Annotated in this window: 25 protein-coding genes; 23 read left to right on the plus strand and 2 right to left on the minus strand. The window is 60.6% G+C overall.

From position 1 onward, the window contains the following. Positions 1 to 224 precede the first annotated feature (224 nt). Genes ACTJKS_RS01075 through ACTJKS_RS01090 form a run of 4 tightly spaced genes read left to right on the plus strand, consistent with a single transcriptional unit; the run spans position 225 to position 4,580 of the window. Positions 225 to 695 carry a (2Fe-2S)-binding protein gene (locus ACTJKS_RS01075; protein ID WP_108183491.1) on the plus strand — a complete coding sequence of 157 codons (471 nt, stop codon included), beginning with the start codon at positions 225 to 227 and terminating at the stop codon, positions 693 to 695. Then, positions 692 to 3,013, plus strand: a complete 2,322-nt coding sequence (locus tag ACTJKS_RS01080; protein ID WP_108183490.1) for a xanthine dehydrogenase family protein molybdopterin-binding subunit — start codon at positions 692 to 694, stop codon at positions 3,011 to 3,013. The genes ACTJKS_RS01075 and ACTJKS_RS01080 overlap by 4 nt, the downstream gene beginning before the upstream one ends. Next, positions 3,013 to 3,993 carry an XdhC family protein gene (locus ACTJKS_RS01085; RefSeq protein ID WP_108183489.1) on the plus strand — a complete coding sequence of 327 codons (981 nt, stop codon included), beginning with the start codon at positions 3,013 to 3,015 and terminating at the stop codon, positions 3,991 to 3,993. The genes ACTJKS_RS01080 and ACTJKS_RS01085 overlap by 1 nt, the downstream gene beginning before the upstream one ends. Then, complete coding sequence (locus ACTJKS_RS01090) at positions 3,990 to 4,580, plus strand: nucleotidyltransferase family protein (protein ID WP_108183488.1); 591 nt, start codon at positions 3,990 to 3,992, stop codon at positions 4,578 to 4,580. Before ACTJKS_RS01085 ends, ACTJKS_RS01090 begins: the two co-directional genes overlap by 4 nt. Positions 4,581 to 4,727: 147 nt before the next feature. Here the strand turns inward: ACTJKS_RS01090 and rne are convergent, their stop codons facing one another. Then, a complete protein-coding gene (gene rne / locus ACTJKS_RS01095; protein WP_108183487.1) occupies positions 4,728 to 7,964 on the minus strand; it encodes a ribonuclease E in 3,237 nt (1,078 codons plus the stop codon). A gap of 699 nt (positions 7,965 to 8,663) precedes the next feature. On the opposite strand from rne, the gene rluC reads away from it, so the two are divergent. From rluC to sppA, 3 genes are read left to right on the plus strand one after another with little or no spacing between them, the layout of a single operon-like run. Continuing rightward, a complete protein-coding gene (gene rluC, locus ACTJKS_RS01100; protein ID WP_007950779.1) occupies positions 8,664 to 9,626 on the plus strand; it encodes a 23S rRNA pseudouridine(955/2504/2580) synthase RluC in 963 nt (320 codons plus the stop codon). Then, entirely contained in the window at positions 9,613 to 10,275 is a 663-nt protein-coding gene (locus ACTJKS_RS01105; protein ID WP_086794189.1) for an HAD-IA family hydrolase, read from the plus strand. The genes rluC and ACTJKS_RS01105 overlap by 14 nt, the downstream gene beginning before the upstream one ends. A gap of 24 nt (positions 10,276 to 10,299) precedes the next feature. Further along, on the plus strand, positions 10,300 to 11,289 hold the full coding sequence (gene sppA, locus ACTJKS_RS01110) for a signal peptide peptidase SppA (RefSeq protein WP_027612352.1): 990 nt from the start codon (positions 10,300 to 10,302) through the stop codon (positions 11,287 to 11,289). A 52-nt stretch (positions 11,290 to 11,341) separates the two neighbouring features. On the opposite strand, the gene ACTJKS_RS01115 is transcribed toward sppA, so the two are convergent. After that, a complete protein-coding gene (locus ACTJKS_RS01115) occupies positions 11,342 to 11,920 on the minus strand; it encodes a Maf family protein (RefSeq protein WP_108183486.1) in 579 nt (192 codons plus the stop codon). 105 nt (positions 11,921 to 12,025) lie between these two features. On the opposite strand from ACTJKS_RS01115, the gene ACTJKS_RS01120 reads away from it, so the two are divergent. The 16 genes from ACTJKS_RS01120 to ACTJKS_RS01195 all read left to right on the plus strand — a co-directional run bounded on the left by ACTJKS_RS01120 (position 12,026) and on the right by ACTJKS_RS01195 (position 25,052). Beyond that, positions 12,026 to 12,553 (plus strand): YceD family protein, encoded by a 528-nt coding sequence (locus ACTJKS_RS01120; RefSeq protein ID WP_003204262.1) that lies wholly within the window; start codon positions 12,026 to 12,028, stop codon positions 12,551 to 12,553. 13 nt (positions 12,554 to 12,566) lie between these two features. Beyond that, positions 12,567 to 12,749 (plus strand): 50S ribosomal protein L32, encoded by a 183-nt coding sequence (rpmF, locus tag ACTJKS_RS01125; protein WP_003179396.1) that lies wholly within the window; start codon positions 12,567 to 12,569, stop codon positions 12,747 to 12,749. 4 nt (positions 12,750 to 12,753) lie between these two features. Beyond that, a complete protein-coding gene (gene plsX, locus ACTJKS_RS01130) occupies positions 12,754 to 13,764 on the plus strand; it encodes a phosphate acyltransferase PlsX (protein ID WP_108183485.1) in 1,011 nt (336 codons plus the stop codon). Positions 13,765 to 13,887: 123 nt separating this feature from the next. Continuing rightward, on the plus strand, positions 13,888 to 14,826 hold the full coding sequence (fabD, locus tag ACTJKS_RS01135) for an ACP S-malonyltransferase (protein WP_047295663.1): 939 nt from the start codon (positions 13,888 to 13,890) through the stop codon (positions 14,824 to 14,826). A gap of 16 nt (positions 14,827 to 14,842) precedes the next feature. After that, positions 14,843 to 15,583 (plus strand): 3-oxoacyl-ACP reductase FabG, encoded by a 741-nt coding sequence (gene fabG / locus ACTJKS_RS01140; protein WP_007967600.1) that lies wholly within the window; start codon positions 14,843 to 14,845, stop codon positions 15,581 to 15,583. A 196-nt stretch (positions 15,584 to 15,779) separates the two neighbouring features. After that, entirely contained in the window at positions 15,780 to 16,016 is a 237-nt protein-coding gene (acpP, locus tag ACTJKS_RS01145; RefSeq protein ID WP_003175607.1) for an acyl carrier protein, read from the plus strand. 108 nt (positions 16,017 to 16,124) lie between these two features. Further along, positions 16,125 to 17,369, plus strand: coding sequence for a beta-ketoacyl-ACP synthase II (gene fabF / locus ACTJKS_RS01150; protein WP_003227039.1), 1,245 nt, complete (start codon positions 16,125 to 16,127; stop codon positions 17,367 to 17,369). Further along, positions 17,369 to 18,184 (plus strand): aminodeoxychorismate lyase, encoded by an 816-nt coding sequence (gene pabC, locus ACTJKS_RS01155; RefSeq protein ID WP_108183484.1) that lies wholly within the window; start codon positions 17,369 to 17,371, stop codon positions 18,182 to 18,184. The genes fabF and pabC overlap by 1 nt, the downstream gene beginning before the upstream one ends. A 3-nt stretch (positions 18,185 to 18,187) precedes the next feature. After that, positions 18,188 to 19,345 (plus strand): endolytic transglycosylase MltG, encoded by a 1,158-nt coding sequence (mltG, locus tag ACTJKS_RS01160; RefSeq protein ID WP_108183483.1) that lies wholly within the window; start codon positions 18,188 to 18,190, stop codon positions 19,343 to 19,345. Positions 19,346 to 19,364: 19 nt separating this feature from the next. After that, on the plus strand, positions 19,365 to 19,997 hold the full coding sequence (gene tmk, locus ACTJKS_RS01165) for a dTMP kinase (RefSeq protein WP_108183482.1): 633 nt from the start codon (positions 19,365 to 19,367) through the stop codon (positions 19,995 to 19,997). Further along, complete coding sequence (locus ACTJKS_RS01170; RefSeq protein WP_041069199.1) at positions 19,990 to 20,973, plus strand: DNA polymerase III subunit delta'; 984 nt, start codon at positions 19,990 to 19,992, stop codon at positions 20,971 to 20,973. Before tmk ends, ACTJKS_RS01170 begins: the two co-directional genes overlap by 8 nt. Before the next feature lie 42 nt (positions 20,974 to 21,015). Then, the gene (locus ACTJKS_RS01175) at positions 21,016 to 21,372 is read left to right on the plus strand and encodes a PilZ domain-containing protein (protein WP_108183481.1); all 357 of its coding nucleotides are present in this window, start codon (positions 21,016 to 21,018) and stop codon (positions 21,370 to 21,372) included. Positions 21,373 to 21,387: 15 nt separating this feature from the next. Further along, the gene (locus tag ACTJKS_RS01180) at positions 21,388 to 22,179 is read left to right on the plus strand and encodes a TatD family hydrolase (protein ID WP_108183480.1); all 792 of its coding nucleotides are present in this window, start codon (positions 21,388 to 21,390) and stop codon (positions 22,177 to 22,179) included. A gap of 352 nt (positions 22,180 to 22,531) precedes the next feature. Beyond that, positions 22,532 to 23,170, plus strand: a complete 639-nt coding sequence (locus ACTJKS_RS01185; RefSeq protein ID WP_007950805.1) for a TetR/AcrR family transcriptional regulator — start codon at positions 22,532 to 22,534, stop codon at positions 23,168 to 23,170. Between the two features lie 137 nt (positions 23,171 to 23,307). Beyond that, the gene (locus tag ACTJKS_RS01190; RefSeq protein ID WP_041069205.1) at positions 23,308 to 24,276 is read left to right on the plus strand and encodes a GTP 3',8-cyclase MoaA; all 969 of its coding nucleotides are present in this window, start codon (positions 23,308 to 23,310) and stop codon (positions 24,274 to 24,276) included. Between the two features lie 170 nt (positions 24,277 to 24,446). Further along, positions 24,447 to 25,052: a DUF4823 domain-containing protein gene (locus tag ACTJKS_RS01195; protein ID WP_041069208.1), complete on the plus strand. Its 606-nt coding sequence runs from the start codon at positions 24,447 to 24,449 to the stop codon at positions 25,050 to 25,052. Positions 25,053 to 25,055 lie beyond the last annotated feature (3 nt).

A 25,055-nucleotide genomic window follows, 5' to 3' on the forward strand; every position in this document is an offset into this window, starting at 1 on the left:
TACGCTTCAAGTCGGTATCCAAAGCCCTGCACTGAGCGAAAGTGCAGGGCTTTTTTGTTAACGGTGGGTTAACTTAGCCAGCTAACGATAACCGTCATTTGCTCCACCAAAGGCCCGGTGCAGACGTTCGCGTCGGCACAAGAGAGCCCATTAGCCTGAGTCGATCTGCGTGAACCACCGCCAGTTCTGCTCGACCCCATAACCACTAATATGCGGGCGTGCCCATGATTACCCTGAAACTAAACGGTCAAGACCATTCCCTCGATGTCACGGAAGACATGCCGCTGTTGTGGGCTATTCGTGATGTCGCCGGTTACAACGGCACCAAATTCGGCTGCGGCATGGGCCTGTGCGGTGCCTGCACCATTCACATCGACGGCTTGCCGGCGCGCAGTTGCATCACGCCAATCGGCTCGGTGATCGGACAGAACGTCAGCACCATCGATAACCTGCACGCCGATCCGGTCGGGAAAGTCGTTCAGCAAGCCTGGCTCGACAGCGCCGTGGCGCAGTGCGGTTTCTGTCAGGGCGGGCAGATCATGTCTGCCACCGCATTGCTCAAGACCAACCCTAATCCGAGCGACGAGCAGATCGAAGAGGCAATGGTCGGCAACATTTGCCGGTGCGGCACGTATAACCGGATCAAGACCGCGATCCGTCAGGCTTCCACTCACCTGAAGGAGGCCAAGGCATGAGCCGCTTGCCGAATGATTTCGCCCTGAGCAATCTCAGCCGCCGCGGTTTTCTCAAAGGCGTCGGCGCCACGGGCGCATTGGTGCTGGCCGCGAGCTGGGGCTGGCAGGATGCATTTGCTGAAGACGCGCCGAAGAAGTTTGGCGCTGATGGCATGCCCAACGGCTGGATCGACGATCCCAAGGTTTACGTGAGCATTGCCGCAGACGGCACGGTCACCGTGGTCTGCAACCGCTCGGAAATGGGCCAGGGTGTGCGCACCAGCCTGACCATGGTGGTCGCCGATGAACTGGACGCCGATTGGGCCAAGGTCAAAGTGCAGCAGGCGCCGGGCGATGAAGTGCGGTTCGGCAACCAGGACACTGACGGTTCACGCAGCATGCGTCACTGGTATGAACCGATGCGCCGTTGCGGCGCGGCGGCCCGGACCATGCTGGAACAAGCCGCCGCTGCGCAGTGGCAGGTGCCGGTGGGCGAGTGCCATGTGCAGTTGCACAAAGTGCTGCACACACCGTCCGGCCGCGAGCTGGGTTACGGCGAACTTGCCGCCGCAGCGAGTGCGCTGGCGGTGCCGGCCCGTGACAGCTTGCGCCTCAAGCAGCCGTCGGAGTTTCGCTACATCGGCAAGGAAGGCACCAAAGCCATCGACGGTGCCGACATCGTCAACGGGCGCGCGGTGTACGGCGCCGACGTGCATTTCGACGGCATGCTCTACGCGACCATCGCCCGTCCGGCGGTGTACGGCGGCAAGGTCAAGTCGCTGGATGACAGCGCCGCGCTGAAGGTTCCGGGTGTGCTGAAGGTCATGCAGATCGAAAGCCGTCCGCTGCCGTCGGAATTCCAGCCGCTGGGCGGCGTTGCGGTGATTGCCAGCAATACCTGGGCGGCGATCAAGGGGCGCGAGGCGCTGAAGATCCAATGGGACGACGGCCCCAACGCCAGTTACGACTCGATCGCTTACCGCAAAGCGCTGGAAGCGGCGTCGCGCAAACCCGGCAAAGTGGTGCGCAACACCGGTGATATCGACAAGGCACTGAGCGGCGCTGCCAGTAGCCTCGAAGCCTCCTACTATTTGCCGCATCTGGCGCAGGCACCGATGGAGCCGATGGTCGCCATCGCTCGCTACGACAAAGGTGTGTGTGAAGCATGGGCGCCGAGCCAGGCGCCGCAGGTGACTCGCGAGCGCATCGCCGAGCGCCTGGGGCTGCCGTTCGACAATGTCACCTTCAACGTCACGCTGCTCGGTGGCGGTTTCGGCCGTAAATCCAAGCCGGATTTCGTCGTCGAAGCGGCGATCCTTGCCAAGGAGTTCCCCGGTAAAGCCGTGCGAGTGCAATGGACCCGCGAAGATGACATCCATAACTCGTATTTCCACACAGTGTCCGCCGAGTATTTGAAGGCGGCTGTCGGCAAGGACGGCATGCCGTCCGGCTGGCTGCACCGTACCGTGGCGCCGAGCATTACCGCGCTGTTTGCGCCGGGCATGAACCATGAAGCGGCGTTCGAACTGGGCATGGGCTTTACCAACATGGCCTACGCGATTCCCAACGTGCGTCTGGAAAACCCCGAAGCCACGGTGCATACCCGCGTCGGCTGGTATCGCTCGGTGTCGAACATTCCTCACGGGTTTGCGATTCAGAGTTTTGTCGATGAACTGGCGCACAAGGCCGGCGTCGATCCGCTCAAATATCAGATCAAGTTGCTCGGCCCGGATCGGCAGATCGATCCACGCACCCTGAGCGAGGAGTGGAACTACGGCGAATCCCCCGAGCGCTACCCGATCGACACCGGACGCATGCGCACGGTACTGGAAACTGCGGCCAAGGCTGCCGGTTGGGGACGTCAGTTGCCCAAGGGCCGTGGTCTGGGTCTGGCGGTGCATTACAGCTTCGTCACCTATGTGGCGGCGGTGATCGAAGTCGAGGTCAAGGACGACGGTACGCTGATCGTGCACAAGGCTGACATCGCCGTCGATTGCGGCCCGCAGATCAACCCGGAACGCATCCGCTCGCAGTTCGAAGGCGCCTGTGTGATGGGCCTGGGCAACGCGGTGCTGGGTGAAATCAGCTTCAAGGACGGCAAGGTCCAGCAGGACAACTTCCACATGTACGAAGTGGCGCGCATGTCGCTGGCGCCGAAGGCAATCGCGGTGCATTTGGTGACGCCGCCGGGCGACGTGCCGTTGGGTGGTGTCGGTGAACCCGGCGTGCCACCGATTGCGCCGGCGCTGTGTAACGCCATCTTCGCTGCCACCGGCCAGCGCATCCGCAACCTGCCGGTGCGTTATCAGTTGCAGGGTTGGCAGAAGGCGCAAGCGTGATGGACGGCGCCGATCTCAACGTTCTGCGCAGCGTGCTCGAATGGCGCCGCGCCGGGCAGCGGGTGGTGCTGTTCAGCGTGGTGCAGACCTGGGGCACCGCGCCCCGTGCACCCGGCGCGATGCTCGCGTTGCGCGAGGACGGCGTGGTGATTGGCTCGGTGTCGGGCGGTTGTGTCGAGGATGACTTGATCGCCCGTCTGCACGACGGGCGCATCGCCAGCGACGGACCTCCGGTGCAGCTGATTACCTATGGCATCACCCGCGAGGAGGCTGCGCGTTTTGGCTTGCCCTGTGGCGGTACGCTGCGCCTGACCGAGGAGCGGGTCGCTGATCCGGCGTGGGTCGCCGAATTGCTCGCGCGGTGTGAGGCGCATGAAATTGTCGCCCGTGAGCTGAACATCGAAACCGGCGAAGTGGTGCTATCAGCGGCGAGCAAATCCGATGTGCTGGCATTCGACGGCAAGACCCTGCGCGCCATTTATGGCCCGCGCTGGCGTCTGCTGTTGATCGGTGCCGGGCAGTTGTCGCGCTACGTGGCGGACATGGCCCGGCTGCTGGATTTCGAAGTGCTGATTTGCGATCCGCGTACCGAGTTCGTCTATGGCTGGGAAGAGCACCACGGACGGTTCGTCCCGGGTATGCCGGATGACGCGGTGTTGAGCATCCAGACGGACGAACGCACAGCCATCGTCGCGCTGACTCACGATCCCCGTCTGGATGATATGGCGTTGCTCACTGCGCTCGATTCGCCGGCCTTTTATGTCGGTGCACTCGGTTCGCGGGTCAACAGCCAGAAGCGCCGGGACAATCTGGCTCAGCTGGGCTTGTCAGAAGCCGCCATTGCGCGATTGCACGGGCCGATCGGTCTGCACATCGGCAGTCATTCGCCAGCGGAGATTGCTCTGTCGTTATTGGCGGAGATTGTGGCGATCAAGAACGGCGTCGAGTTGAAACAGAAGAAAGTCGTGGAGGGCGCATGAGTCGATCCATCGCAGTGATTGTGCTGGCGGCGGGCGAGGGCAGTCGCTTTCGCCAGGTTGCCGGTGCCGACAAGGACAAGTTGCTGGCCGATTGCACCGGGCGTGATGGCGCGGTGCGTTCGGTGATCGAGCAGGTGTTGCTGAATCTGCCGGCCAACCTCGACAAGCGGGTGCTGGTGACCACTGAAGCACGGCCGCAGGCGATGCGCATGGCTCAGGCTTATGGCTGTGAGGTGGTCTCGATTGAATCGAGCGGGATGGGTGACAGCATTGCGGCAGGCGTTGCGGCTTGCCCGGATGCGGATGGCTGGCTGATCGTGCTGGGGGACATGCCGTTTATCTTGCCATCGAGTATTGAGCGGGTGGTGGCGGCGATGGCCGATGACGCTGTGAGCGTACCGGTACAGGACGGCGAGTTTGGCCATCCGGTGGGGTTCGGGCGTTCCTTCGGGTCGGGGTTACAGGCGCTGAGCGGTGATCGCGGTGCCAGGCCGTTGTTCAAGCAGGGCAGGGTGATTGAGGTAGCGGTGGATGATCCCGGGGTGTTGTGGGATATCGATGTGCCAGAAGCGTTGGTGTTCAAATAAAGCCAGATCAAAAAATCGCAGCCTTCGGCAGCTCCTACAGGAGACCTATGTAGGAGCTGCCGAAGGCTGCGATCTTTTGATCTTCTAAATGGAAAAAAAAGCCCCGCCAGGTTTTCACCCGGCGGGGCTTTTTATCGGCTCTCGGAATCAGACGAGCGGTTTAGGCTCGTGTTCTTTTTCCTCGGCCGCTTGGTGATGCTCGACCGCGTCCTGAACGGAGCGTGGTGCTTCGGCGATCACCGACTCAACCACGGCCTCTTCAGTCACCGCAGCAACTTCGACCACTTCAGCAGCCGGAGCAGCAGCGGCAGCCAGTTCGGCTTCCTTCTGCAGGCGCTCGGCTTCACGCTTGCGGCGACGCACTTCACGTGGGTCGTTTGGTGCACGGCCGTTAGGCGTCAGGGCGCTGACCGGCGTGGCTTCAACCACTGGAGCAGGCTCTTCGGCCACCACAGGTGCTTCGACCGGTGCTTCAACGACTGGCGCTGGAGCAGGTGCAGCGGCTTCAACCACTGGCGCGGCAGCCTTGGCTTCTTCAACCACCGGGGCTTCAACGACTGGCGCTGGCGTTTCAGCGACGGCAGGCTCGGCAACCCAGTTGAACGCGGTCTGTTCTTCGCGAACTTCACGCACGGTTTCGGTCACGGTTTCAGCGACGGTTTCAGCAACCGGCTCTGCGGCCACGACTGGCGCTTCAACCACCGGAGCAGGTTCGGCAGCGACGTCAGCTTGAGGCTGAGCTTCGCGAACCGGCGCGACTTCGACTTCCGGAGCAGCAATCACTTCCACCGGGGTGGTGGCCTCAACAACCGGCGCTTCCACTGGAGCGGTTTCCTGAACTGCGGCGGTAGCACGTTCGGCTTGCTCGTGAGCCTGTGCTTCGGCCGGAGCGCTGATCACGCTGCTGGCAACAGCGGCGGTCACGGCCAGGCCGGCAGCCAGATCGGCAGCGCTTGGAGCAGCGGCGTTTTCGCCGGACTCGGATTCTTCCGAACCTTCGATCACGTTGCCGTTGGCATCACGCTGACGCTCGCGACGGTTGCTGCGACGGCGCTGACCACGGGAGCGACGACGTGGACGATCGCCTTCGGCGTTGTCCTGACCGTCTTCCGGCAGTTGCTCTTCGTTAGTGTTCACTTCTTCTTCAGCGACGGCAGCAGCGGCCTGCTCGGCGCGCGGTTGACGCTCTTCACGCGGCGGACGCGGTGCGCGTTCTTCGCGTGGCTGACGGGCCGGACGCTCTTCTGCGACCACGGCGGCAGTGGCTGCCGCTACGGGTGCAGCCGGAGCGGCGTCCAGAGGCTCGCGCAGTTCACGCACACGCTCTTCACGCTCGCCACGTGGCTTGCGGTCTTCACGTGGAGCACGTGGCGCACGTTCTTCACGCGGAGCGCGTGGAGCACGTTCTTCGCGAGCGGCTGGCGCCTCGGTACGGGCTTCACGTGGCTCGCGGACTTCACGGGCTTCACGTGGCTGACGCTCTTCACGCGGCTCGCGTGGGGCGCGTTCTTCACGCGGTGCACGTTCTTCGCGCGGCTTGCGCTCTTCATCGCGGCGACCGTTACGGTTGCGGCTCTGCTGACGACCGTTGCGACGCTCTTCGTTGCGGGCCGGACGCTCGGTGGCCGGTTTTTCAACGACGACCGGCGCGGCTGGCTCTTCTTTGGTAGCGAACAGACTGACCAGCGATTTCACCAGACCCTTGAACAGGCTTGGCTCTGGCGCGGCAACCGGAGCCGGCGCGGGGGCCGGTGCGGCGACTTCGGTTGGCACTGGCGCGTTGGCGCGGGCAGGAGCTGTCTTGACCGCAGCTTCCTGGCGAACCAGGGTGCGGGTCGCAGCGGCTGGCTGGACTTCTTCGACTTCGGCAGCGGCAGCAGCGATTTCGTAGCTGGACTGGTTGGTCGCAGCTTCCGGGCTGTCGTCACGCAGACGCTGAACTTCGAAGTGCGGGGTTTCCAGGTGGTCGTTCGGCAGAATGACGATACGGGCACGGGTACGCAGTTCGATCTTGGTGATCGAGTTGCGTTTTTCGTTGAGCAGGAACGCGGCAACCGGGATCGGCACCTGAGCGCGCACTTCGGCAGTGCGGTCTTTCAAGGCTTCTTCTTCGATCAGGCGCAGGATTGCCAGCGACAGCGATTCGACGTCACGGATGATGCCGGTGCCGTTGCAGCGCGGGCAGACGATGCCGCTGCTTTCGCCCAGGGATGGACGCAGGCGCTGACGGGACATTTCCAGCAGGCCGAAGCGCGAAATGCGGCCGATCTGCACGCGAGCGCGGTCGGCTTCCAGGCATTCGCGGACTTTCTCTTCCACGGCGCGCTGGTTCTTGGCTGGGGTCATGTCGATGAAGTCGATGACGATCAGGCCGCCGATGTCGCGCAGGCGCAACTGACGGGCGATTTCTTCGGCGGCTTCAAGGTTGGTCTGCAGTGCGGTTTCTTCGATGTCGCTGCCTTTGGTGGCGCGCGCCGAGTTGATGTCGATGGACACCAGGGCTTCGGTCGGATCGATAACGATGGAACCGCCGGAAGGCAGTTCGACGACGCGCTGGAAAGCGGTCTCGATCTGGCTTTCGATCTGGAAACGGTTGAACAGCGGCACGCTGTCTTCGTACAGCTTGATCTTGCTGGCGTACTGCGGCATCACCTGGCGGATGAAGGTCAGGGCTTCGTCCTGGGCTTCAACGCTGTCGATCAGCACTTCGCCGATGTCCTGGCGCAGGTAATCGCGGATGGCGCGGATGATCACGTTGCTTTCCTGGTAGATCAGGAATGGCGCGGAGCGATCCAGAGAGGCTTCTTTGATGGCGGTCCACAGTTGCAGCAGGTAATCGAGGTCCCACTGCATTTCTTCGCTGCTGCGGCCCAGGCCGGCAGTGCGCACGATCAGACCCATGTCGGCCGGTGCAACCAGACCGTTCAGCGCTTCACGCAGTTCGTTGCGTTCTTCGCCTTCGATGCGACGGGAGATACCGCCAGCACGCGGGTTGTTCGGCATCAGCACGAGGTAACGACCGGCCAGGCTGATGAACGTGGTCAGGGCGGCGCCCTTGTTGCCACGTTCTTCTTTTTCGACCTGAACGATGACTTCCTGGCCTTCGCTCAGGACGTCCTTGATGTTGACGCGGCCTTCAGGGGCTTTCTTGAAGTATTCGCGGGAGATTTCTTTGAGGGGCAGGAAGCCGTGGCGATCGGAGCCGAAATCGACAAAGGCAGCCTCAAGGCTTGGTTCGATGCGAGTGATACGGCCTTTGTAGATGTTGGCCTTCTTCTGCTCGCGTGCACCGGATTCGATGTCCAGGTCGTAGAGGCGTTGGCCATCTACCAGTGCAACACGCAACTCTTCGGGTTGAGTTGCGTTAATCAGCATTCTTTTCATGTAGTACCGTCGGTTTCCGGGCTGCCGGAAACGGCGTTCGGCACACACGACTTCTCACGGTCGGTGTCAGGTGCGTCGGGAGTGGTTGGCCATTCCCGTGTCCAGCGATGTCAGGCCAATTGGGCCGATATCGCGACGTACGCGTCCTGCTTGCTGTGGCTACTTAAGCACTCAGTCAGGAGGAGGAATCAACCAGCGGCTGTGGACGAGATGAAGCGTCTTGATAAAGCCTATTGCTACACAGTCCGGCGGTTGTGCATCTCCACCCTACACGTATCCCTGATAATTCGGGTGCTGCCGCGCGCAGAATCCGCAGCGGGTTGGCATTTACCGTGAGCTCCGAAAGGGGAGGTCACGCATCATGGCTAATTCAGGCGATGTTTCCGAAGCCTTCGCTCGGGGTCATCTGCAGCTGACTGCACTTTGTGAACTGGCCTTGAATGTGTGCCTGTCAGGCGAGTGAAAACTCTGCTCGACGGTGTAATTCAGGCCTCATGTCACCTGCGCTTGTTACAACTGCAAACTCCACCGTTACGTAGCGAAAGCCCCGTAGGACGGCCTCGCGTCCTGGTGAATTGCGTTGGTCAGGGCCGGTTTTTGACCGTGGTTCCGCTGTCCAGGCCGCTTTTGGCGGCGTTCGCGACTATAGCAGCAATGATTAAGTGCTTCAATTCCATAAAAATTGTTATCATCCGCGGCATGACAACTACTGCCCCTTCGACTCCAGGCGTTCAACTGCTTGAAGTCTCGCCGGAGTATGCCGGCCAACGAATCGACAACTTCCTCCTTGCCCGGCTCAAAGGCGTGCCCAAGACCTTGATTTACCGCATTTTGCGTAAAGGCGAAGTGCGCGTGAACAAGGGGCGGATCAAGCCCGAATACAAGCTGCAGGCCGGCGATATCGTGCGCGTGCCGCCGGTTCGTGTGCCTGAGCGCGACGAACCGGTGCCATTGGCTCAAGGCCTGTTGCAGCGTCTGGAAGCCTCGATTGTCTACGAAGACAAAGCCCTGATCGTGATCAACAAGCCCGCCGGCATTGCGGTTCACGGCGGCAGCGGCTTGAATTACGGGGTGATCGAAGCCTTTCGTCAGTTGCGTCCCGATGCCAAGGAACTGGAGCTGGTTCATCGTCTCGACCGTGACACTTCCGGCCTGCTGATGATCGCCAAGAAGCGCAGCATGTTGCGGCACTTGCACGCCGCCTTGCGTGGCGATGGTGTCGACAAGCGCTACATGGCACTGGTGCGTGGCAATTGGGCGACTTCGATCAAGCAAGTCCGCGCGGCACTGGGTAAAAGCAATCTGCGCTCCGGGGAGCGCATGGTCGAGGTCGACGAGGAGGAGGGCAAGGAGTCGGTGACCGTGTTCAAGGTCCTGCGCCGCTTTGGCGACTTTGCCACCCTGATCGAAGCCAAGCCGATCACCGGGCGCACCCACCAGATCCGCGTCCACACGTTGCACGCCGGGCATTGCATTGCCGGCGACACCAAGTACGGCGATGACGGTTTCAGCAAGGAAATCCGTGATCTGGGCGGCAAGCGCCTGTTTCTGCACGCCTACATGCTGACCGTGCCACTGCCCGATGGCGGTGAACTCAAGCTGCAAGCCCCAGTCGATGAAATGTGGGCCAAGACCGTGGAGCGATTGAGTGCGCCCATCTGATTACAAACTGCTGATTTTCGATTGGGACGGCACCCTCGCCGATTCCATTGGTCGGATTGTCGAGGCGATGCATTCGGCGTCCACGCGTTCCGGTTTCGAGTTGCGCGATGATTTTGCCGTCAAGGGCATCATCGGTCTGGGCTTGCCCGAGGCAATCCGTACCTTGTACCCGGACATCAGCGATGCCGAAATGACCCTGTTTCGCGAGTACTACGCCGATCATTACATCGCGGCAGAAGCCGTGCCTTCGCCGCTGTTCGAGGGTGTGGTCGAGTCGATGGCGTCGTTTCGCGAGCAGGGCTATCACCTGGCGGTCGCGACCGGCAAGAATCGTCGTGGACTGGACCGGGTGCTCAAGGCCAATGGCTGGGAAGATTATTTCGATATCACCCGCGCCGCCGACGAGACCGCGAGCAAGCCGCATCCGTTGATGTTGGAGCAGATTCTCGCGCATTGCGGCGTGCGGCCCGAGCAGGCGCTGATGGTCGGGGATTCGTCCTTCGATCTGCTGATGGCGCGCAATGCGGGCATGGCGTCGGTGGCTGTCAGCTATGGCGCGCAGTCGATCGAGTCGCTGCAGCAGTTCGAGCCGCGCCTGTCGATCGACCGTTTTAGTGAATTGCACGCCTGGCTGGGGCAGCAGGCTTAATACGTTTTTGCTGGGGTACAGCGCATGACCGACGAATGGAAAGCACCGGCCAAGGCAAGTGCCGACGACGGTGACGAGAAAAGCTGGAAGCTGCTGGAAAAGACTCTGCTGGCCAGTGTGCAGGAGCAGCGTCGCTCACGGCGTTGGGGGATCTTCTTCAAGCTGCTGACGTTTGTTTATCTGTTTGTTGCGCTGATCCTGTTCACGCCGCTGATGGACATGGAGAAGAGCGCCACCCGTGGCCCGAACTACACCGCGCTGATCGACGTCACCGGCATGATTGCTGACAAGGAGCCTGCGAGCGCTGACAATATCGTCGGTAGTCTGCGGGCAGCCTTCGAGGACAAGAAGGTCAAGGGCGTGATCCTGCGGATCAACAGTCCTGGCGGCAGTCCGGTGCAGTCGGGGTATGTGTATGACGAGATCAAGCGTCTGCGCGGCCTGCATCCGGATACCAAGGTGTACGCGGTGATTTCCGATCTCGGTGCGTCCGGTGCCTATTACATCGCCAGTGCGGCGGATCAGATCTATGCCGACAAGGCCAGTCTGGTCGGCTCTATCGGTGTAACGGCGGCCGGTTACGGTTTTGTCGGCACCATGGACAAGCTCGGCGTCGAGCGTCGCACTTATACCTCGGGTGAGCACAAGTCGTTCCTCGATCCGTTTCAGCCGCAGAAGCCTGATGAGACTGCGTTCTGGCAGACCGTGCTGGACACCACGCACAAGCAGTTCATCAATAGCGTCAAGCAGGGTCGTGGCGATCGTCTGAAGGACAAGGAGCATCCGGAGCTGTTCTCCGGGCTGGTCTGGTCTGGCGAGCAGGCGCTGCCGCTAGGCCTGATCGATGGTCTGGGTAATGCCAGTTCGGTGGCGCGGGACGTGATTGGCGAGAAAGAGCTGGTGGATTTCACGGTTCAGGAGTCGCCGTTTGATCGCTTCTCGAAGAAGCTCGGCGCCAGCGTGGCTGAGCAATTGGCGATGTGGATGGGTTTCCACGGGCCTTCGTTGCGTTAAGCCTGGTGCAGTGTTGAAAAGAAACCGGCCTCAATGGCCGGTTTTTTGTGCGTTAAGGGATTTGCACGCCCTCGGCCAGCAGCATGTCGATCAGGCGAATCAGCGGCAGGCCGATGAGGCTGGTGGCGTCAGGCCCTTCGGTGGATTGGAACAGGCTCACGCCCAATCCTTCGGCCTTGAAGCTGCCGGCGCAGTCGTAGGGCTGCTCCAGGCGCAGGTAGCGTTCAATTCGCGCCTCGTCGAGCTGACGCATGTGCACGGTAAACGGCACGCAGTCGACCTGGCAGTGGCCGGTCTGGCTGTTGAGCAGGGCCAGGCCGGTGAGGAAGGTCACGCTGGCGCCGCTGGCGGCCAGCAGTTGCTCACGAGCCTTGTCGAAGGTGTGTGGCTTGCCGATGATCCGTTCGCCGAGCACTGCAACCTGGTCTGAGCCGATAATCAGATGAGCGGGGTAGCTGGCGGCCAGTGCGCGGGCTTTCTGTTCGGCGAGGCGCTTGACCAGTTCGATGGCGGATTCGCCCGGCTGGTGGCTTTCGTCGATATCCGGCGAGCTGCAGACGAACGGCAGGTGCAGGCGGGCGAGCAATTCACGGCGATAGGTCGAGCTCGAAGCAAGTAATAAAGGCAGCATTGACGTCTCCTGAGGCAGGCGCGAATTCTAGCGGAGGCACGCAAGTGACGGACAGGGCACAATTTCCTTTGACATGGGTGGGGGCATCCCTATAATGCTGCGCCTATGTTGAATGACCCGATTCCACCTCACGTTGACCCGCGCAAATTGGCTGACCGTGGCACCACCCTTCAAGGTGAACTGCTGCTGGCCGATTTGAAGAGACTCTGCGACCCGCTTTCCGACGATGTCGGTACGGTGCAGGCCAAATTCGTTTTTGAGCGAGATGAACGTAAATCTGTGGTGATCCACAGCTTTATCGACACCGAAGTCAAAATGGTTTGCCAGCGTTGTCTTGAGCTGGTCACCCTGCCGATCCACAGCGAATGCAGTTACGCTGTTGTGAAGGAGGGTGCGAATACCCAGTCGTTACCGAAAGGTTATGACGTGCTGGAACTGGGCGAAGATCCATTGGATCTGCAGTCACTGATCGAGGAGGAGCTTCTGCTCGCCTTGCCCATTGTGCCTGCTCATCATCCGGAAGAATGCCAGCAGCCGGCGGGAGCAGATGAGCCCGAACCGAGCGAGGACGAGGTAACGCGGTCCAACCCGTTCAGTGTATTGGCGCAGTTAAAGCGTGACCCAAACGTTTAGGAGTTAATCAATTATGGCTGTTCAGCAGAACAAAAAATCCCGCTCTGCCCGTGACATGCGCCGTTCGCACGACGCTCTCGAGGCTAGCACCCTGTCTGTAGAAAAAACCACTGGTGAAGTTCACCTGCGTCACCACGTATCGCCAGAAGGCGTATACCGTGGCCGTAAAGTGATCGACAAGGGCGCTGACGAGTAATCACTTGTCCGCTCAAGTCATCGCGATTGACGCAATGGGCGGGGACTTCGGTCCCCGCAGCATTGTTCAGGCCAGCCTTGCTTGCCTTTCTGCTACGCCCTCGCTGCACCTGACCATCGTCGGTCAACCCTCCCTACTTGAAGAACTGATCAACGGCCAATCGGCTGCCGATCGCGCGCGCCTGACGATTGTCCCGGCGTCTGAAGTCATCACCATGGACGAAAAGCCGACCCAGGCCTTGCGTGGCAAGCCGGATTCGTCGATGCGTGTCGCCCTGGAGTTGGTGCGTGACGGCAAGGCTCAGGCCTGTGTCAGCGCCGGCAATACCGGGGCGTTGATGGCGCTGTCGCGTTTCGTGCTCAAGACCTTGCCGGGGATTGATCGGCCGGCGATGGTGGCGGCGATTCCGACGCAGAAAGGCTATTGCCAGTTGCTCGATCTGGGCGCCAACGTCGATTGCAGCGCCGAGCATCTGTTGCAGTTCGCGGTGATGGGCTCGGTGGCGGCGCAGACGCTGGGCATCGCCCGGCCGCGTGTCGCGTTGCTGAATATTGGTACCGAAGACATCAAGGGCAATCAGCAGGTCAAGTTGGCGGCGACCTTGTTGCAGGCGGCGCGCGGCATCAACTACATCGGTTTTGTCGAGGGCGATGGCCTGTATCGCGGCGAGGCGGATGTGGTGGTCTGTGACGGTTTTGTCGGCAATATCCTGCTCAAGTCCAGCGAGGGCCTGGCGACGATGATCGCCGCGCGTATCGAGGCCTTGTTCAAGCAAAGCTTCGCTTCCCGCGTGGTGGGTGCTTTGGCCCTGCCATTGATGAAGCGTCTGCAGGCGGATCTGGCGCCTGCGCGACATAACGGCGCAAGTTTCCTCGGCTTGCAGGGCATCGTGGTGAAAAGTCACGGTTCGGCCGGGGTTCAGGGCTTTCAGAGCGCGATTCAGCGCGCGCTGATCGAGATTCAGGAGAACCTCCCCGAGCGCCTCCACGGTCGTCTGGAGGATCTGTTGTCTTAGGCGTTTTCGTCGGACAATGCTTAAATGTGACCGCCCGGTTCAAAGGGCCATCCAACTGTCAGTTTCTTGCGTCCCCCGGTGGGGCGTCACTTTCCGACGACAAGATCATTAGGGGCTTGTTACATGTCTGCTTCCCTCGCATTCGTCTTTCCAGGACAGGGTTCGCAGTCCCTCGGCATGCTGGCCGAGTTGGGCGCGGAACATCCGCTGATCCTCGAAACTTTCAAAGAAGCCTCTGAGGCTCTGGGCTATGACCTGTGGGCATTGACCCAGCAGGGCCCGGAAGAGCTGCTCAATCAAACCGATAAAACCCAACCGGCCATTCTGACCGCCTCGATCGCCCTGTGGCGTCTGTGGCTGGCTGAAGGTGGCGCGCGTCCCGCATTCGTTGCCGGTCACAGCCTGGGTGAATACAGCGCGCTGGTTGCTGCCGGCAGCCTGAGCCTGGCTGATGCGGTCAAGCTCGTCGAGCGCCGTGGTCAGCTGATGCAGGAAGCTGTTCCGGCCGGGCAGGGTGGCATGGCCGCCATTCTCGGTCTGGAAGACGCTGATGTGCTGGCCGCCTGTGCCGAAGCGGCGCAAGGCGAAGTGGTCAGCGCGGTGAACTTCAACTCGCCGGGCCAGGTGGTGATTGCTGGTGCCAAGGCTGCCGTCGAGCGTGCCATTGAAGGTTGCAAGGCCCGTGGTGCCAAGCGTGCCATGCCGTTGCCGGTGAGCGTGCCGTCGCACTGCGAGCTGATGCGTCCGGCGGCCGAGCGCTTTGCCGAATCCATCGCTGCCATCGACTGGCAGGCACCGCAGATCCCGGTCGTACAGAACGTCAGCGCGCAAGTGCCGGCCGATCTGGAAACCCTCAAGCGTGATCTGCTCGAACAACTGTACAAGCCCGTTCGCTGGGTTGAATCGGTCCAGACCCTGGCCGCCAAAGGCGCCACCAGTCTGGTCGAATGCGGTCCGGGCAAAGTCCTGGCCGGTCTGAACAAACGTTGCGCCGAAGGCGTTTCGACTTCCAACCTCAATACCCCAGACGCTTTCGCTGCCGCCCGTGCAGCGCTGGCCTGAATCAGGAGAAACTTGCATGAGTCTGCAAGGTAAAGTTGCACTGGTCACCGGTGCAAGCCGCGGTATCGGCCAGGCCATCGCACTGGAACTGGGTCGTCAGGGCGCCATCGTTGTTGGCACCGCGACCTCCGCCAAAGGCGCCGAGGCCATTGCTGCCACCCTGAAAGAGCATGGTATCCAGGGCACGGGTCTGGAGCTGAACGTCACCAGCGACGAATCGGTCAGCGCGGTGCTGGCGAGCATTCAGGAGCAGTTCGGCGCGCCGGCGATTCTGGTCAATAATGCCGGCATCACCCGCGATAACCTGATGATGCGCATGAAAGACGATGAATGGTACGACGTGATCGATACCAATCTGAACAGTCTGTATCGCCTGTCCAAGGGCGTTTTGCGTGGCATGACCAAAGCGCGCTGGGGCCGAATTATCAGTATTGGCTCGGTGGTGGGTGCCATGGGCAACGCAGGCCAAGTAAACTATGCAGCCGCCAAGGCCGGTCTGGAAGGTTTCAGCCGTGCGATGGCGCGTGAAGTCGGTTCGCGTTCGATTACGGTCAACTCGGTAACCCCAGGGTTCATCGACACCGATATGACCCGCGAACTGCCGGAAGCACAGCGTGAAGCCTTGCAGACGCAGATTCCGCTGGGTCGTCTGGGGCAAGCTCAAGAGATCGCCTCGGTGGTCGCTTTTCTTGCATCCGACGGTGCGGCATACGTCACTGGGGCTACAATCCCGGTGAACGGTGGGATGTACATGTAAGTAAAATGTGACGGATTGCTTCAAAAAAATGTCATACGAGCTGTCTAAAATCCGTTATAAAGCTGCAATCTATTTATAGGCAGAGGGCCGCAGGGTTTGAGGAGTGAAGCTTTCAGTTGAAAAGCTGAAAAGCCTTTCTATACACTTACCCACTGGCCAGCTGCCTGAATTTGTCCATTAGGAGTGAAAACAAGGTATGAGCACCATCGAAGAGCGCGTCAAGAAAATCGTTGCCGAGCAACTGGGTGTTAAAGAAGAAGAAGTGGTCAACACTGCTTCCTTCGTTGAAGACCTGGGTGCCGACTCCCTTGACACCGTTGAGCTGGTGATGGCTCTGGAAGAGGAATTCGAGACCGAAATCCCTGACGAAGAAGCTGAGAAGATCACTACTGTACAAGCTGCAATCGACTACGTTACTAGCCACCAGGCGTAATAGTTTGTAATCGTTGTCTGCTGTCATGGAAAAACCGCACTGCCATCATGGCGTGCGGTTTTTTCTTTAGGCCTGATGCAAAGTCGTCATTTGAAAAAGGAGAGTGCTGTGTCGCGTAGACGCGTCGTAGTCACCGGTATGGGTATGTTGTCGCCACTGGGCACGGATGTGCCAAGCAGCTGGCAGGGCATTCTGGCTGGCCGCAGTGGCATTGGTCTGATCGAACACACCGACCTTTCTGCCTATTCCACCCGTTTTGGCGGCTCGGTAAAGGGCTTCAATGTCGAGGAATACCTGTCGGTCAAGGAAGCACGCAAGCTCGACCTGTTCATTCAGTACGGTCTGGCCGCGGGTTTTCAGGCTGTTCGCAATGCTGGTCTGGAAGTCACCGATGCCAACCGTGAGCGCATTGGCGTGGCCATGGGTTCGGGCATCGGCGGTCTGACCAATATCGAAGAAACCAGCCGTACCCTGCATGAGACGGGCCCGCGTCGAATCTCGCCATTCTTCGTGCCAGGCTCGATCATCAATATGATTTCCGGTTTTCTGTCCATCCATCTGGGTGCACAGGGGCCGAACTACGCCATTTCCACTGCCTGTACCACCGGTACGCACTGCATTGGCATGGCGGCGCGCAACATCATGTACGACGAAGCCGACGTTATGATCGCCGGTGGTGCCGAGATGGCCGCATGCGGTCTGGGCATGGGCGGCTTCGGCGCGTCCCGTGCGCTGTCGACCCGCAACGACGAACCGACTCGCGCCAGTCGTCCATGGGACAAGGGCCGTGATGGCTTCGTGCTTTCCGACGGTGCCGGCGCGCTGGTGCTCGAAGAGCTCGAGCACGCCAAGGCTCGCGGCGCGACCATCTATGCCGAGCTGATCGGCTTCGGCACCAGTGGCGATGCGTTCCACATGACTTCGCCACCCGCTGATGGCGCTGGTGCAGCGCGCTGCATCACTAATGCCTTGCGCGACGCGAAAATCAACATCGATCAGGTGCAGTACATCAACGCCCACGGTACTTCGACCCCGGCCGGCGACCTTGCCGAAGCCAACGCGATCAAGACCGTGTTCGGTGATCACGCCTACAACCTGGCGGTCAGCTCCACCAAGTCCATGACCGGTCACCTGCTGGGTGCGGCGGGCGCGGTCGAGGCGATCTTCAGTGTGCTGGCGATCAACAGCCAGGTGGCGCCGCCAACCATCAACCTCGACGAGCCGGATGAAGGCTGCGATCTCGATTTCGTGCCGCACACGGCGCGCAACATGGACATCGATGTCGTACTGTCCAACTCCTTCGGGTTTGGCGGTACCAACGGCACGTTGGCGTTCCGTCGGTTCGCCGGCTGATGGACAGCTGGGTCGACGGTCAGCCGGCTGACGCTCTGTCGCTGAAAGATCGCGGCCTGGCTTATGGCGATGGGCTGTTCGAGACCATCGCCGTGCACGGCGGCCAGCCGATATTGCTGGATCGTCACCTGACGCGGTTGGCCGAGGGCTGCTCGCGTCTGGCTATCGCTGCGGATATTGATCAGGTTCGCACGGAACTGCGGGCCTATGCCGCAGCAATGGGCGAGGGCGTGCTCAAGCTGATCCTCACCCGTGGTGATGGCTTGCGTGGCTACGCGCCCGATCCTGCGGCGCAGGGTCGGCGCATCCTGCAAGGCAACCCGCCTGCGGCTTATCCTGCGGTGCATGGCGAGCAGGGTGTGCGTCTGTTTCCCTGCGTCACGCGGCTGTCGAGCCAGCCGTTGCTGGCCGGGCTCAAGCATCTGAATCGTCTGGAGCAAGTGCTTGCCCGCGCCGAATGGCGCGACGGCGAACACGCCGAAGGCTTGATGCTTGATCAGGCCGGACGCGTCATCGAAGGCGTGTTCAGCAACCTGTTTCTGGTGCGCGACGGCGTACTGATCACCCCGGATCTGAAGCGCTGTGGCGTGGCCGGTGTGATGCGTGCCGAACTATTGTTTCAGGCCGAGTCATTGGCCATCCCCACCCAAATTACCGATGTCAGCCTCGAACAGCTGCAATGGGCTGACGAAGTCTTTATCTGCAACAGCGTTTATGGCGTCTGGCCGGTACGCGCCTACGCTGCACTGAGCTGGCCGGTTGGCCCGCTCACCCGTAAACTGCAAACCATTGCCCGCGCGCTACTGGATGCCTGATTCGTGAGACGTAAATTCTTGCTGCTGCTGGAAACCGGACTGGTTCTGGCAGGGCTGCTACTGGGCGCCAGCGCCTGGAAAATTCATTCGGCGCTGGAACAGCCTCTGAACATCACGCGGGAAGAACTGCTGGATGTGCCGAAAGGCTCGACACCGACCCGCACCTTTCTTGAACTCGAAACCGATGGGGTCATCAAGGACGCCTTCTGGTTGCGCATTTACTGGCGCTTCAATCTGGCCGGCACACCGATCCATACCGGTGAGTACCGCATGCAGCCAGGCATGACCGTCAACGGTCTGATCGACTTGTGGAAGCGTGGCGAAGTGGTGCAATACAGTCTGACGCTGGTCGAGGGCTGGAACTTCCACCAGGTCCGCGCCGCGCTGGCAAAAGATGAAAAGATCGAGCAAACCCTCAAGGGCTTGAGCGACAGCGAAGTGATGGAGAAAATCGGTCATCGTGGATTGTTCCCGGAAGGTCGGTTCTTCCCGGATACCTACCGTTTCGTGCGGGGCGTTTCCGATGTCGAATTGCTGAAGAAGGCCTTTGACCGGCTCGATGAAGTGTTGGCCAAGGAGTGGGAAAACCGCTCGGCCGAAGCGCCGTACAGCGAGCCTTATCAGGCGCTGATCATGGCGTCGCTGGTGGAGAAGGAAACCGGCGTGCCACAGGAGCGCGGGCAGATTGCCGGCGTGTTCGTGCGCCGCATGGCGCTGGGCATGCAGTTGCAGACCGACCCGACCGTGATCTATGGCCTGGGCGACCGCTACACCGGCAAGTTGACCCGTGCGCATCTCAAAGAGCCGACGCCGTACAACACGTATGTGATTCCCGGGTTGCCGCCGACGCCGATTGCCATGGTCGGACGCGAGGCGATTCACGCCGCGCTCAATCCGGTGGAAGGCAACAGTCTGTATTTTGTCGCCCGTGGTGATGGTAGCCATGTGTTCTCCGATGATTTGGATGCACACAACAGTGCGGTGCGCGAATTTCAGCTCAAGCGCCGCGCCGATTACCGCTCCAGCCCGGCCCCGGCAAATGCGCCGGCCGCGGCGTCCCCGGACACCGGCCCTGAGGCGCTACCGCAAGTTCCGCCTCAGGAACCTGCGCCAGCCCCTGCTGCCGAACCCGCGACGACCGCACCGCAGAACGCGCAATGACTTTGATTAAGGACTGCCTGTGACTGGCTTGTTTATTACCCTGGAAGGCCCGGAAGGCGCCGGCAAGAGCACCAACCGCGAGTACCTCGCCGAGCGTCTGCGCGCCGAAGGTATCGAAGTGGTGCTGACTCGCGAACCCGGCGGAACGCCACTGGCCGAACGGATTCGCGGCGTGCTGCTGGCCCCGGCCGATGAGGTCATGAACCCCGACACCGAGTTGTTGCTGGTGTTCGCCGCGCGCGCCCAGCATCTGGCCGAAGTGATTCGTCCGGCACTGGCCCGTGGCGCGGTGGTGTTGTGTGATCGTTTCACTGATTCGACATACGCCTATCAGGGCGGCGGTCGTGGTTTGTCAATGGAACGCATTGCTGCGCTGGAGACGTTCGTTCAGGGCGACTTGCGTCCGGATCTGACACTGATTTTCGATCTGCCGGTGGAAATGGGTCTGGCTCGCGCCAGTGCCCGTGGCCGTCTGGATCGTTTCGAGCTGGAAGGCCGGGCGTTTTTCGAAGCCGTGCGCAATGCGTTTCTCAAGCGCGCTGAGGCTGATCCTGCGCGCTATGTGCGCATCGATGCCGGTCAGCCATTGGTCAAGGTTCAGCAATCGCTGGATACCCTGATTCCGAACTTGCTGGAGCTGATTCGTGGCTGAGGCCTATCCATGGCAGGACAGCCTCTGGCAGCAACTGGCCGGACGCAGTCAGCACGCTCACGCGTATTTGCTGCACGGCCCGGCCGGGATCGGCAAGCGCGCGCTGGCCGAACGCCTGATGGCCAGCCTGCTTTGTCAGCGTCCGACACCAGAAGCGTGCGGTGAGTGCAAATCCTGCCTGCTGCTCAAGGCAGGCAGTCATCCGGACAATTACATCCTTGAGCCCGAGGAAGCCGACAAGGCGATCAAGGTCGATCAGGTCCGCGATCTGGTCAGTTTCGTGGTGCAGACCGCGCAACTGGGCGGGCGCAAGGTGGTGCTGATCGAGCCGGTGGAGTCGATGAACATCAACGCCGCCAACGCCTTGCTAAAAAGCCTTGAAGAGCCTTCCGGCGATACCGTGCTGTTGCTGGTGAGCCACCAGCCGAGCCGTTTGCTGCCGACGATCAAGAGCCGCTGCGTGCAGCAGGCGTGTCCGCTGCCCGGTGAGGCCATGAGCCTGCAATGGCTGGCACAGGCGCTGCCGGAGTGTTCCGAAGAGGAGCGCATCGAATTGCTGACGCTGGCGGCTGGTTCGCCATTGGCGGCAGTCAGTCTGCAGTCCCAGGGCGTGCGCGAGCAGCGGGCGCAGGTGGTCGAAGGGGTGAAGAAGTTGCTCAAGCAGCAGCAATCGCCGACACAATTGGCCGAAGAATGGAAAAGCATTCCGATGCTGCGCCTGTTCGACTGGTTCTGCGACTGGTCGAGCCTGATCCTGCGCTATCAACTGACCCAGGATGAAGCCGGCCTCGGTCTGACCGATATGCGCAAAGTCGTGCAGTACCTGGCGCAGAAAAGTGCTCAGGGCAAAGTCCTCGATATTCAGGACTGGATTCTCGCCCAGCGGCAGAAAGTCCTGAGCAAAGCCAACCTCAACCCAGCACTGCTGCTGGAAGCGTTGTTGGTGCAATGGGCGGGTTTGCCTGGTCAAAGATAAGAATGTGTACCTAGACTCTGAACATCAGCAGTGGAGGTCAACATGAATGAAGCCATCAGCCCCGGGCCGCGCAACGGCATCCTGTCCCTGACGATCAAGGACAAATCGGTGCTTTACGCCGCCTACATGCCGTTCATCAAGAACGGTGGCCTGTTCATCCCGACCAACAAGAGCTACAGGTTGGGCGACGAGGTGTTCATGCTGCTGAACCTGATGGACGAGGCGGAGAAGATCCCGGTGGCCGGCAAGGTCGCCTGGATTACCCCCAAAGGCGCTCAGGGCAACCGCGCAGCCGGCGTCGGCGTGCAATTCAACGAGGGCGACAACACCGCCCGCAGTCGCATCGAAACCCATCTGGCCGGAGCCCTGAAATCCGACCGTCCCACTCATACGATGTAAGTAGCCGTCTCTTTTATGCTCGTAGATTCCCATTGTCACCTTGATCGCCTCGACCTTGCCGCCCATGACGGCTCGCTGGATGCTGCACTTGATGCGGCCCGCCAGCGTGGGGTCGGGCATTTCCTGTGCATCGGCGTCAGTGCCGACAACGCCGCCGACGTCAAAGCCCTCGCCGAGCGCTATGACGACGTCGATTGCTCGGTCGGTGTGCACCCATTGGATGTGCAACCGGGCGCGGCGCCGGCGCTGGACTGGCTGCTGCATGAGCTCAATCACCCGAAAGTGGTGGCGATTGGTGAAACCGGTCTGGATTATCACTACGAGCCGGAAGCCGCCGAGCTGCAACAGGCATCCTTCCGCCTGCACCTGCAAGCCGCCCGGCAGACCGGTAAACCGGTGATCATCCACACCCGTGGCGCCCGTGCCGATACCCTCGAACTGCTGCGCGAAGCGGCGTTGCCCCAGGCCGGTGTGCTGCATTGCTTCACCGAAGACTGGGACATGGCCAAGGCTGCGCTGGACATGGGTTATTACATTTCCCTGTCGGGCATCGTCACCTTCCGCAACGCCGACGCTCTGCGCGATGTGGCGAGCAAGGTGCCGACTGATCGCCTGCTGGTGGAGACCGACTCGCCGTATCTGGCGCCGATCCCGTATCGCGGCAAACCGAACCTGCCGCAGTACGTGCGCGAGGTGGCGGAGTTTCTGGCGATGCTGCGTGGGGAAGACTATGAGCGGTTTGCCGAGCAGACGACCGAGAACTTCAAGCGCCTGTTTCCGCTGGCCTCTGTCAAATCTGCCATGTAGGTCATCGGCAAATCGCAGGCAAAAAAAACCCGGGTTCTGGGGGGTGAATCCGGGTTAAGACCATTAGGAGTAAAACAAAGGCACGCGGTCCCTTGGTACCTTTACCGGCACGGCACTTGGGGGAGATGCCGCCCGACAGTTCAAGTATTGATCAGTCTGGCGTTCAGTCCAGTTGAGCGGTCGGGGTTTTTAAACAAATTTGGAATACGTGCGCTTCAGTTGAGTTCTCATCGCCGCCTCAGCGTTCGCAAAATGAACAAGAAACACATATATGGTCGGATGATCCGTGCATTTTTGTGCAAGTTAGGCATAATACGCGGCTTCGAATTTTGACCCCTACAGACCTTTTCTTATGCACAAAGAACCTCGTAAGGTCCGTGAGTTTCGTCGCCGCGAGCAAGAAATTCTCGATACCGCGCTCAAGCTGTTCCTCGAACAAGGTGAAGACAGTGTCACCGTCGAGATGATTGCTGATGCCGTGGGTATCGGCAAAGGCACGATCTACAAGCACTTCAAATCCAAGGCCGAGATCTATCTGCGGCTGATGCTCGATTACGAGCGCGATTTGAACGAGCTGCTGCATTCGGCCGATGTCGACAAGGACAAGGAAGCGCTGTCCCGTGCCTACTTCGAATTCCGTATGCGCGACCCTCAGCGCTATCGCCTGTTCGACCGTCTCGAAGAGAAGGTGGTGAAAGGCAATCAGGTACCGGAAATGGTCGAGGAACTGCACAAGATCCGTGCCTCGAACTTCGAACGCCTGACCTTGCTCATCAAGGGCCGGATCAGCGAAGGCAAGCTCGAAGACGTGCCGCCATACTTCCACTACTGCGCGTCCTGGGCGCTGGTGCACGGCGCGGTGGCGCTGTATCACTCGCCGTTCTGGAGCAACGTGCTCGAAGATCAGGAAGGTTTCTTCCAGTTCCTGATGGACATCGGCGTGCGTATGGGCAACAAGCGCAAGCGCGATCCGGAAACCCCGAGCAGCTGAATCATTCAGCGGCCTTATTGCGCCATGATTTCGCTACATGACGCAGTACCGCAGGAATATACTCAGGCATAGGGCTTGCTAAAACTTGATTTGTGAGTCAAGTTTTAGCGGCTCGAAATTCTATCGCCGGAGTGATCATGATCGTTGACCGTCAAGGCAGGCGTTTTCGCAATTTGCGCATCAGCCTGACTTCAGCCTGCAATTACGCCTGTACCTACTGCGTGCCCAACGGCAAGCGGTTGGTGGCTGCGCAGGATGAACTGTCGGCCGAGGCCATGGCCCGTGGCGTGGCGTATCTGATTGAAGCCGCCGGCATCGAGCGCCTGCGCATCACCGGTGGCGAGCCGCTGGTCAGCCCCAAACTCGAATCTTTCATGAGTGCCGTCGGCAAGATGGGCCTGGAAGACATCAGCCTGACCACCAACGGTCAACTCCTGGCGAAGAAGCTGCCGCTGCTGGTGGACGCAGGTCTGCGCCGGATCAACGTATCCCTCGATACCCTGGATGCCGGCGCGTTCCGCAGTATCGCCCGTGGCGGCGATCTGGCGACCGTGCTCGATGGCATGGACCAGGCGAAAGCGGCGGGGATGAAGATCAAGGTCAACATGGTGCCGTTGCGCGGGCAGAACCTGGATCAGGTGATGCCGCTGCTCGATTACTGCCTGGAACGTGGCTACGAGCTGCGTTTCATCGAGTTGATGCGCATGGGCCACCTCGCCACTGACTCCAATGCCTTCCTGCAGCAGTTCGTCAGCCTGCAGCAGTTGCTGAGCCTGATTGGCGAGCGTTATGAGTATGCGCAGGCCGATGCGCCGGTGGACGCCACGGCCGTGCGTTATGCGATTCCGGGGCTGGGCCATTTCGGTGTGATCGCCAACGAAAGCGTGCCGTTCTGCAGAACCTGTTCGCGCTTGCGTCTGTCGTCGACCGGTTGGCTGCACGGCTGCCTGTCGTCGAGCAACCGCCACTATGTCGGTGATCTGCTCGACAAGCCGCGTCATCAGGCATTGCCGGCGTTGCAGCGCTTGCTGGTCAAGGCGCTGGGCGACAAGCAGGAAGTGGCGTTCTCCGGTGGCGCGACCGTCATGAAGATTATCGGCGGCTGAACAACCGCTTTCGCGAGCAAGCTCGCTCCCACATTTCGAATGCATTCTCCTGTGGGAGCGAGCTTGCTCGCGAATACGATCTTACAATCAACGAATTTCCTGAGCTGGCGCAAAAGCTGCATCCAACGGGCATTCGCCGGTTTTCCGTCACCGGCTTCTGGAGGATGAGGATGCGTAGCCTGGTTTTGCTGCTGGCCGTTTTGGCGCTTGGCGGCTGTATGACTGTCAGCGATATGGCCGAAGGCACTCGCTATCAGATGAGCGACGCGGGGCTGCTGGACCACAGCGACAGCCGTCGGGTGAACAACTTCCGCATTCAGCCGGACTCGTTCATCTACATCGCCCAGGGTTCATTCGCGCCGCCGGGTGGCTCCTATCCGCGCCCGAACGTTGTGGCCGAAGAAGCGTTCAAAGGTTTTGTCGAATACTTCCCGATGGTCCGCCGTGCGCGAGCCCCGGAAGGCCTCGATCAGGCATTGGGCGAAGCTCGCGATGCCGGTGCTCACTACCTGCTGTATACCCGCTTCGCCAAGGCTGACGACCGCATCGGCAACTCCGACGAGTGGCTCGATCAGGAAGCCGTGGATCGCCTCGGCATCGACGGCGGGGTGATTCAGATCATGTTGATCGAGACCAGCACCCAGTATTTGATTGATACTGCACGGATCAAGAGTCGTGGCGGTTTACTGACGTTCCACGACAACAAGCCGGAAGACCTGATCGGCCCGCCGCTGGCGCAATATGCGCGCAGCCTGCTGGGAGTCGGCGACCAATAAACC

Source organism: Pseudomonas sp. 22189, assembly GCF_052045635.1.
In the GTDB taxonomy this organism is placed as follows: domain Bacteria; phylum Pseudomonadota; class Gammaproteobacteria; order Pseudomonadales; family Pseudomonadaceae; genus Aquipseudomonas; species Aquipseudomonas parakoreensis.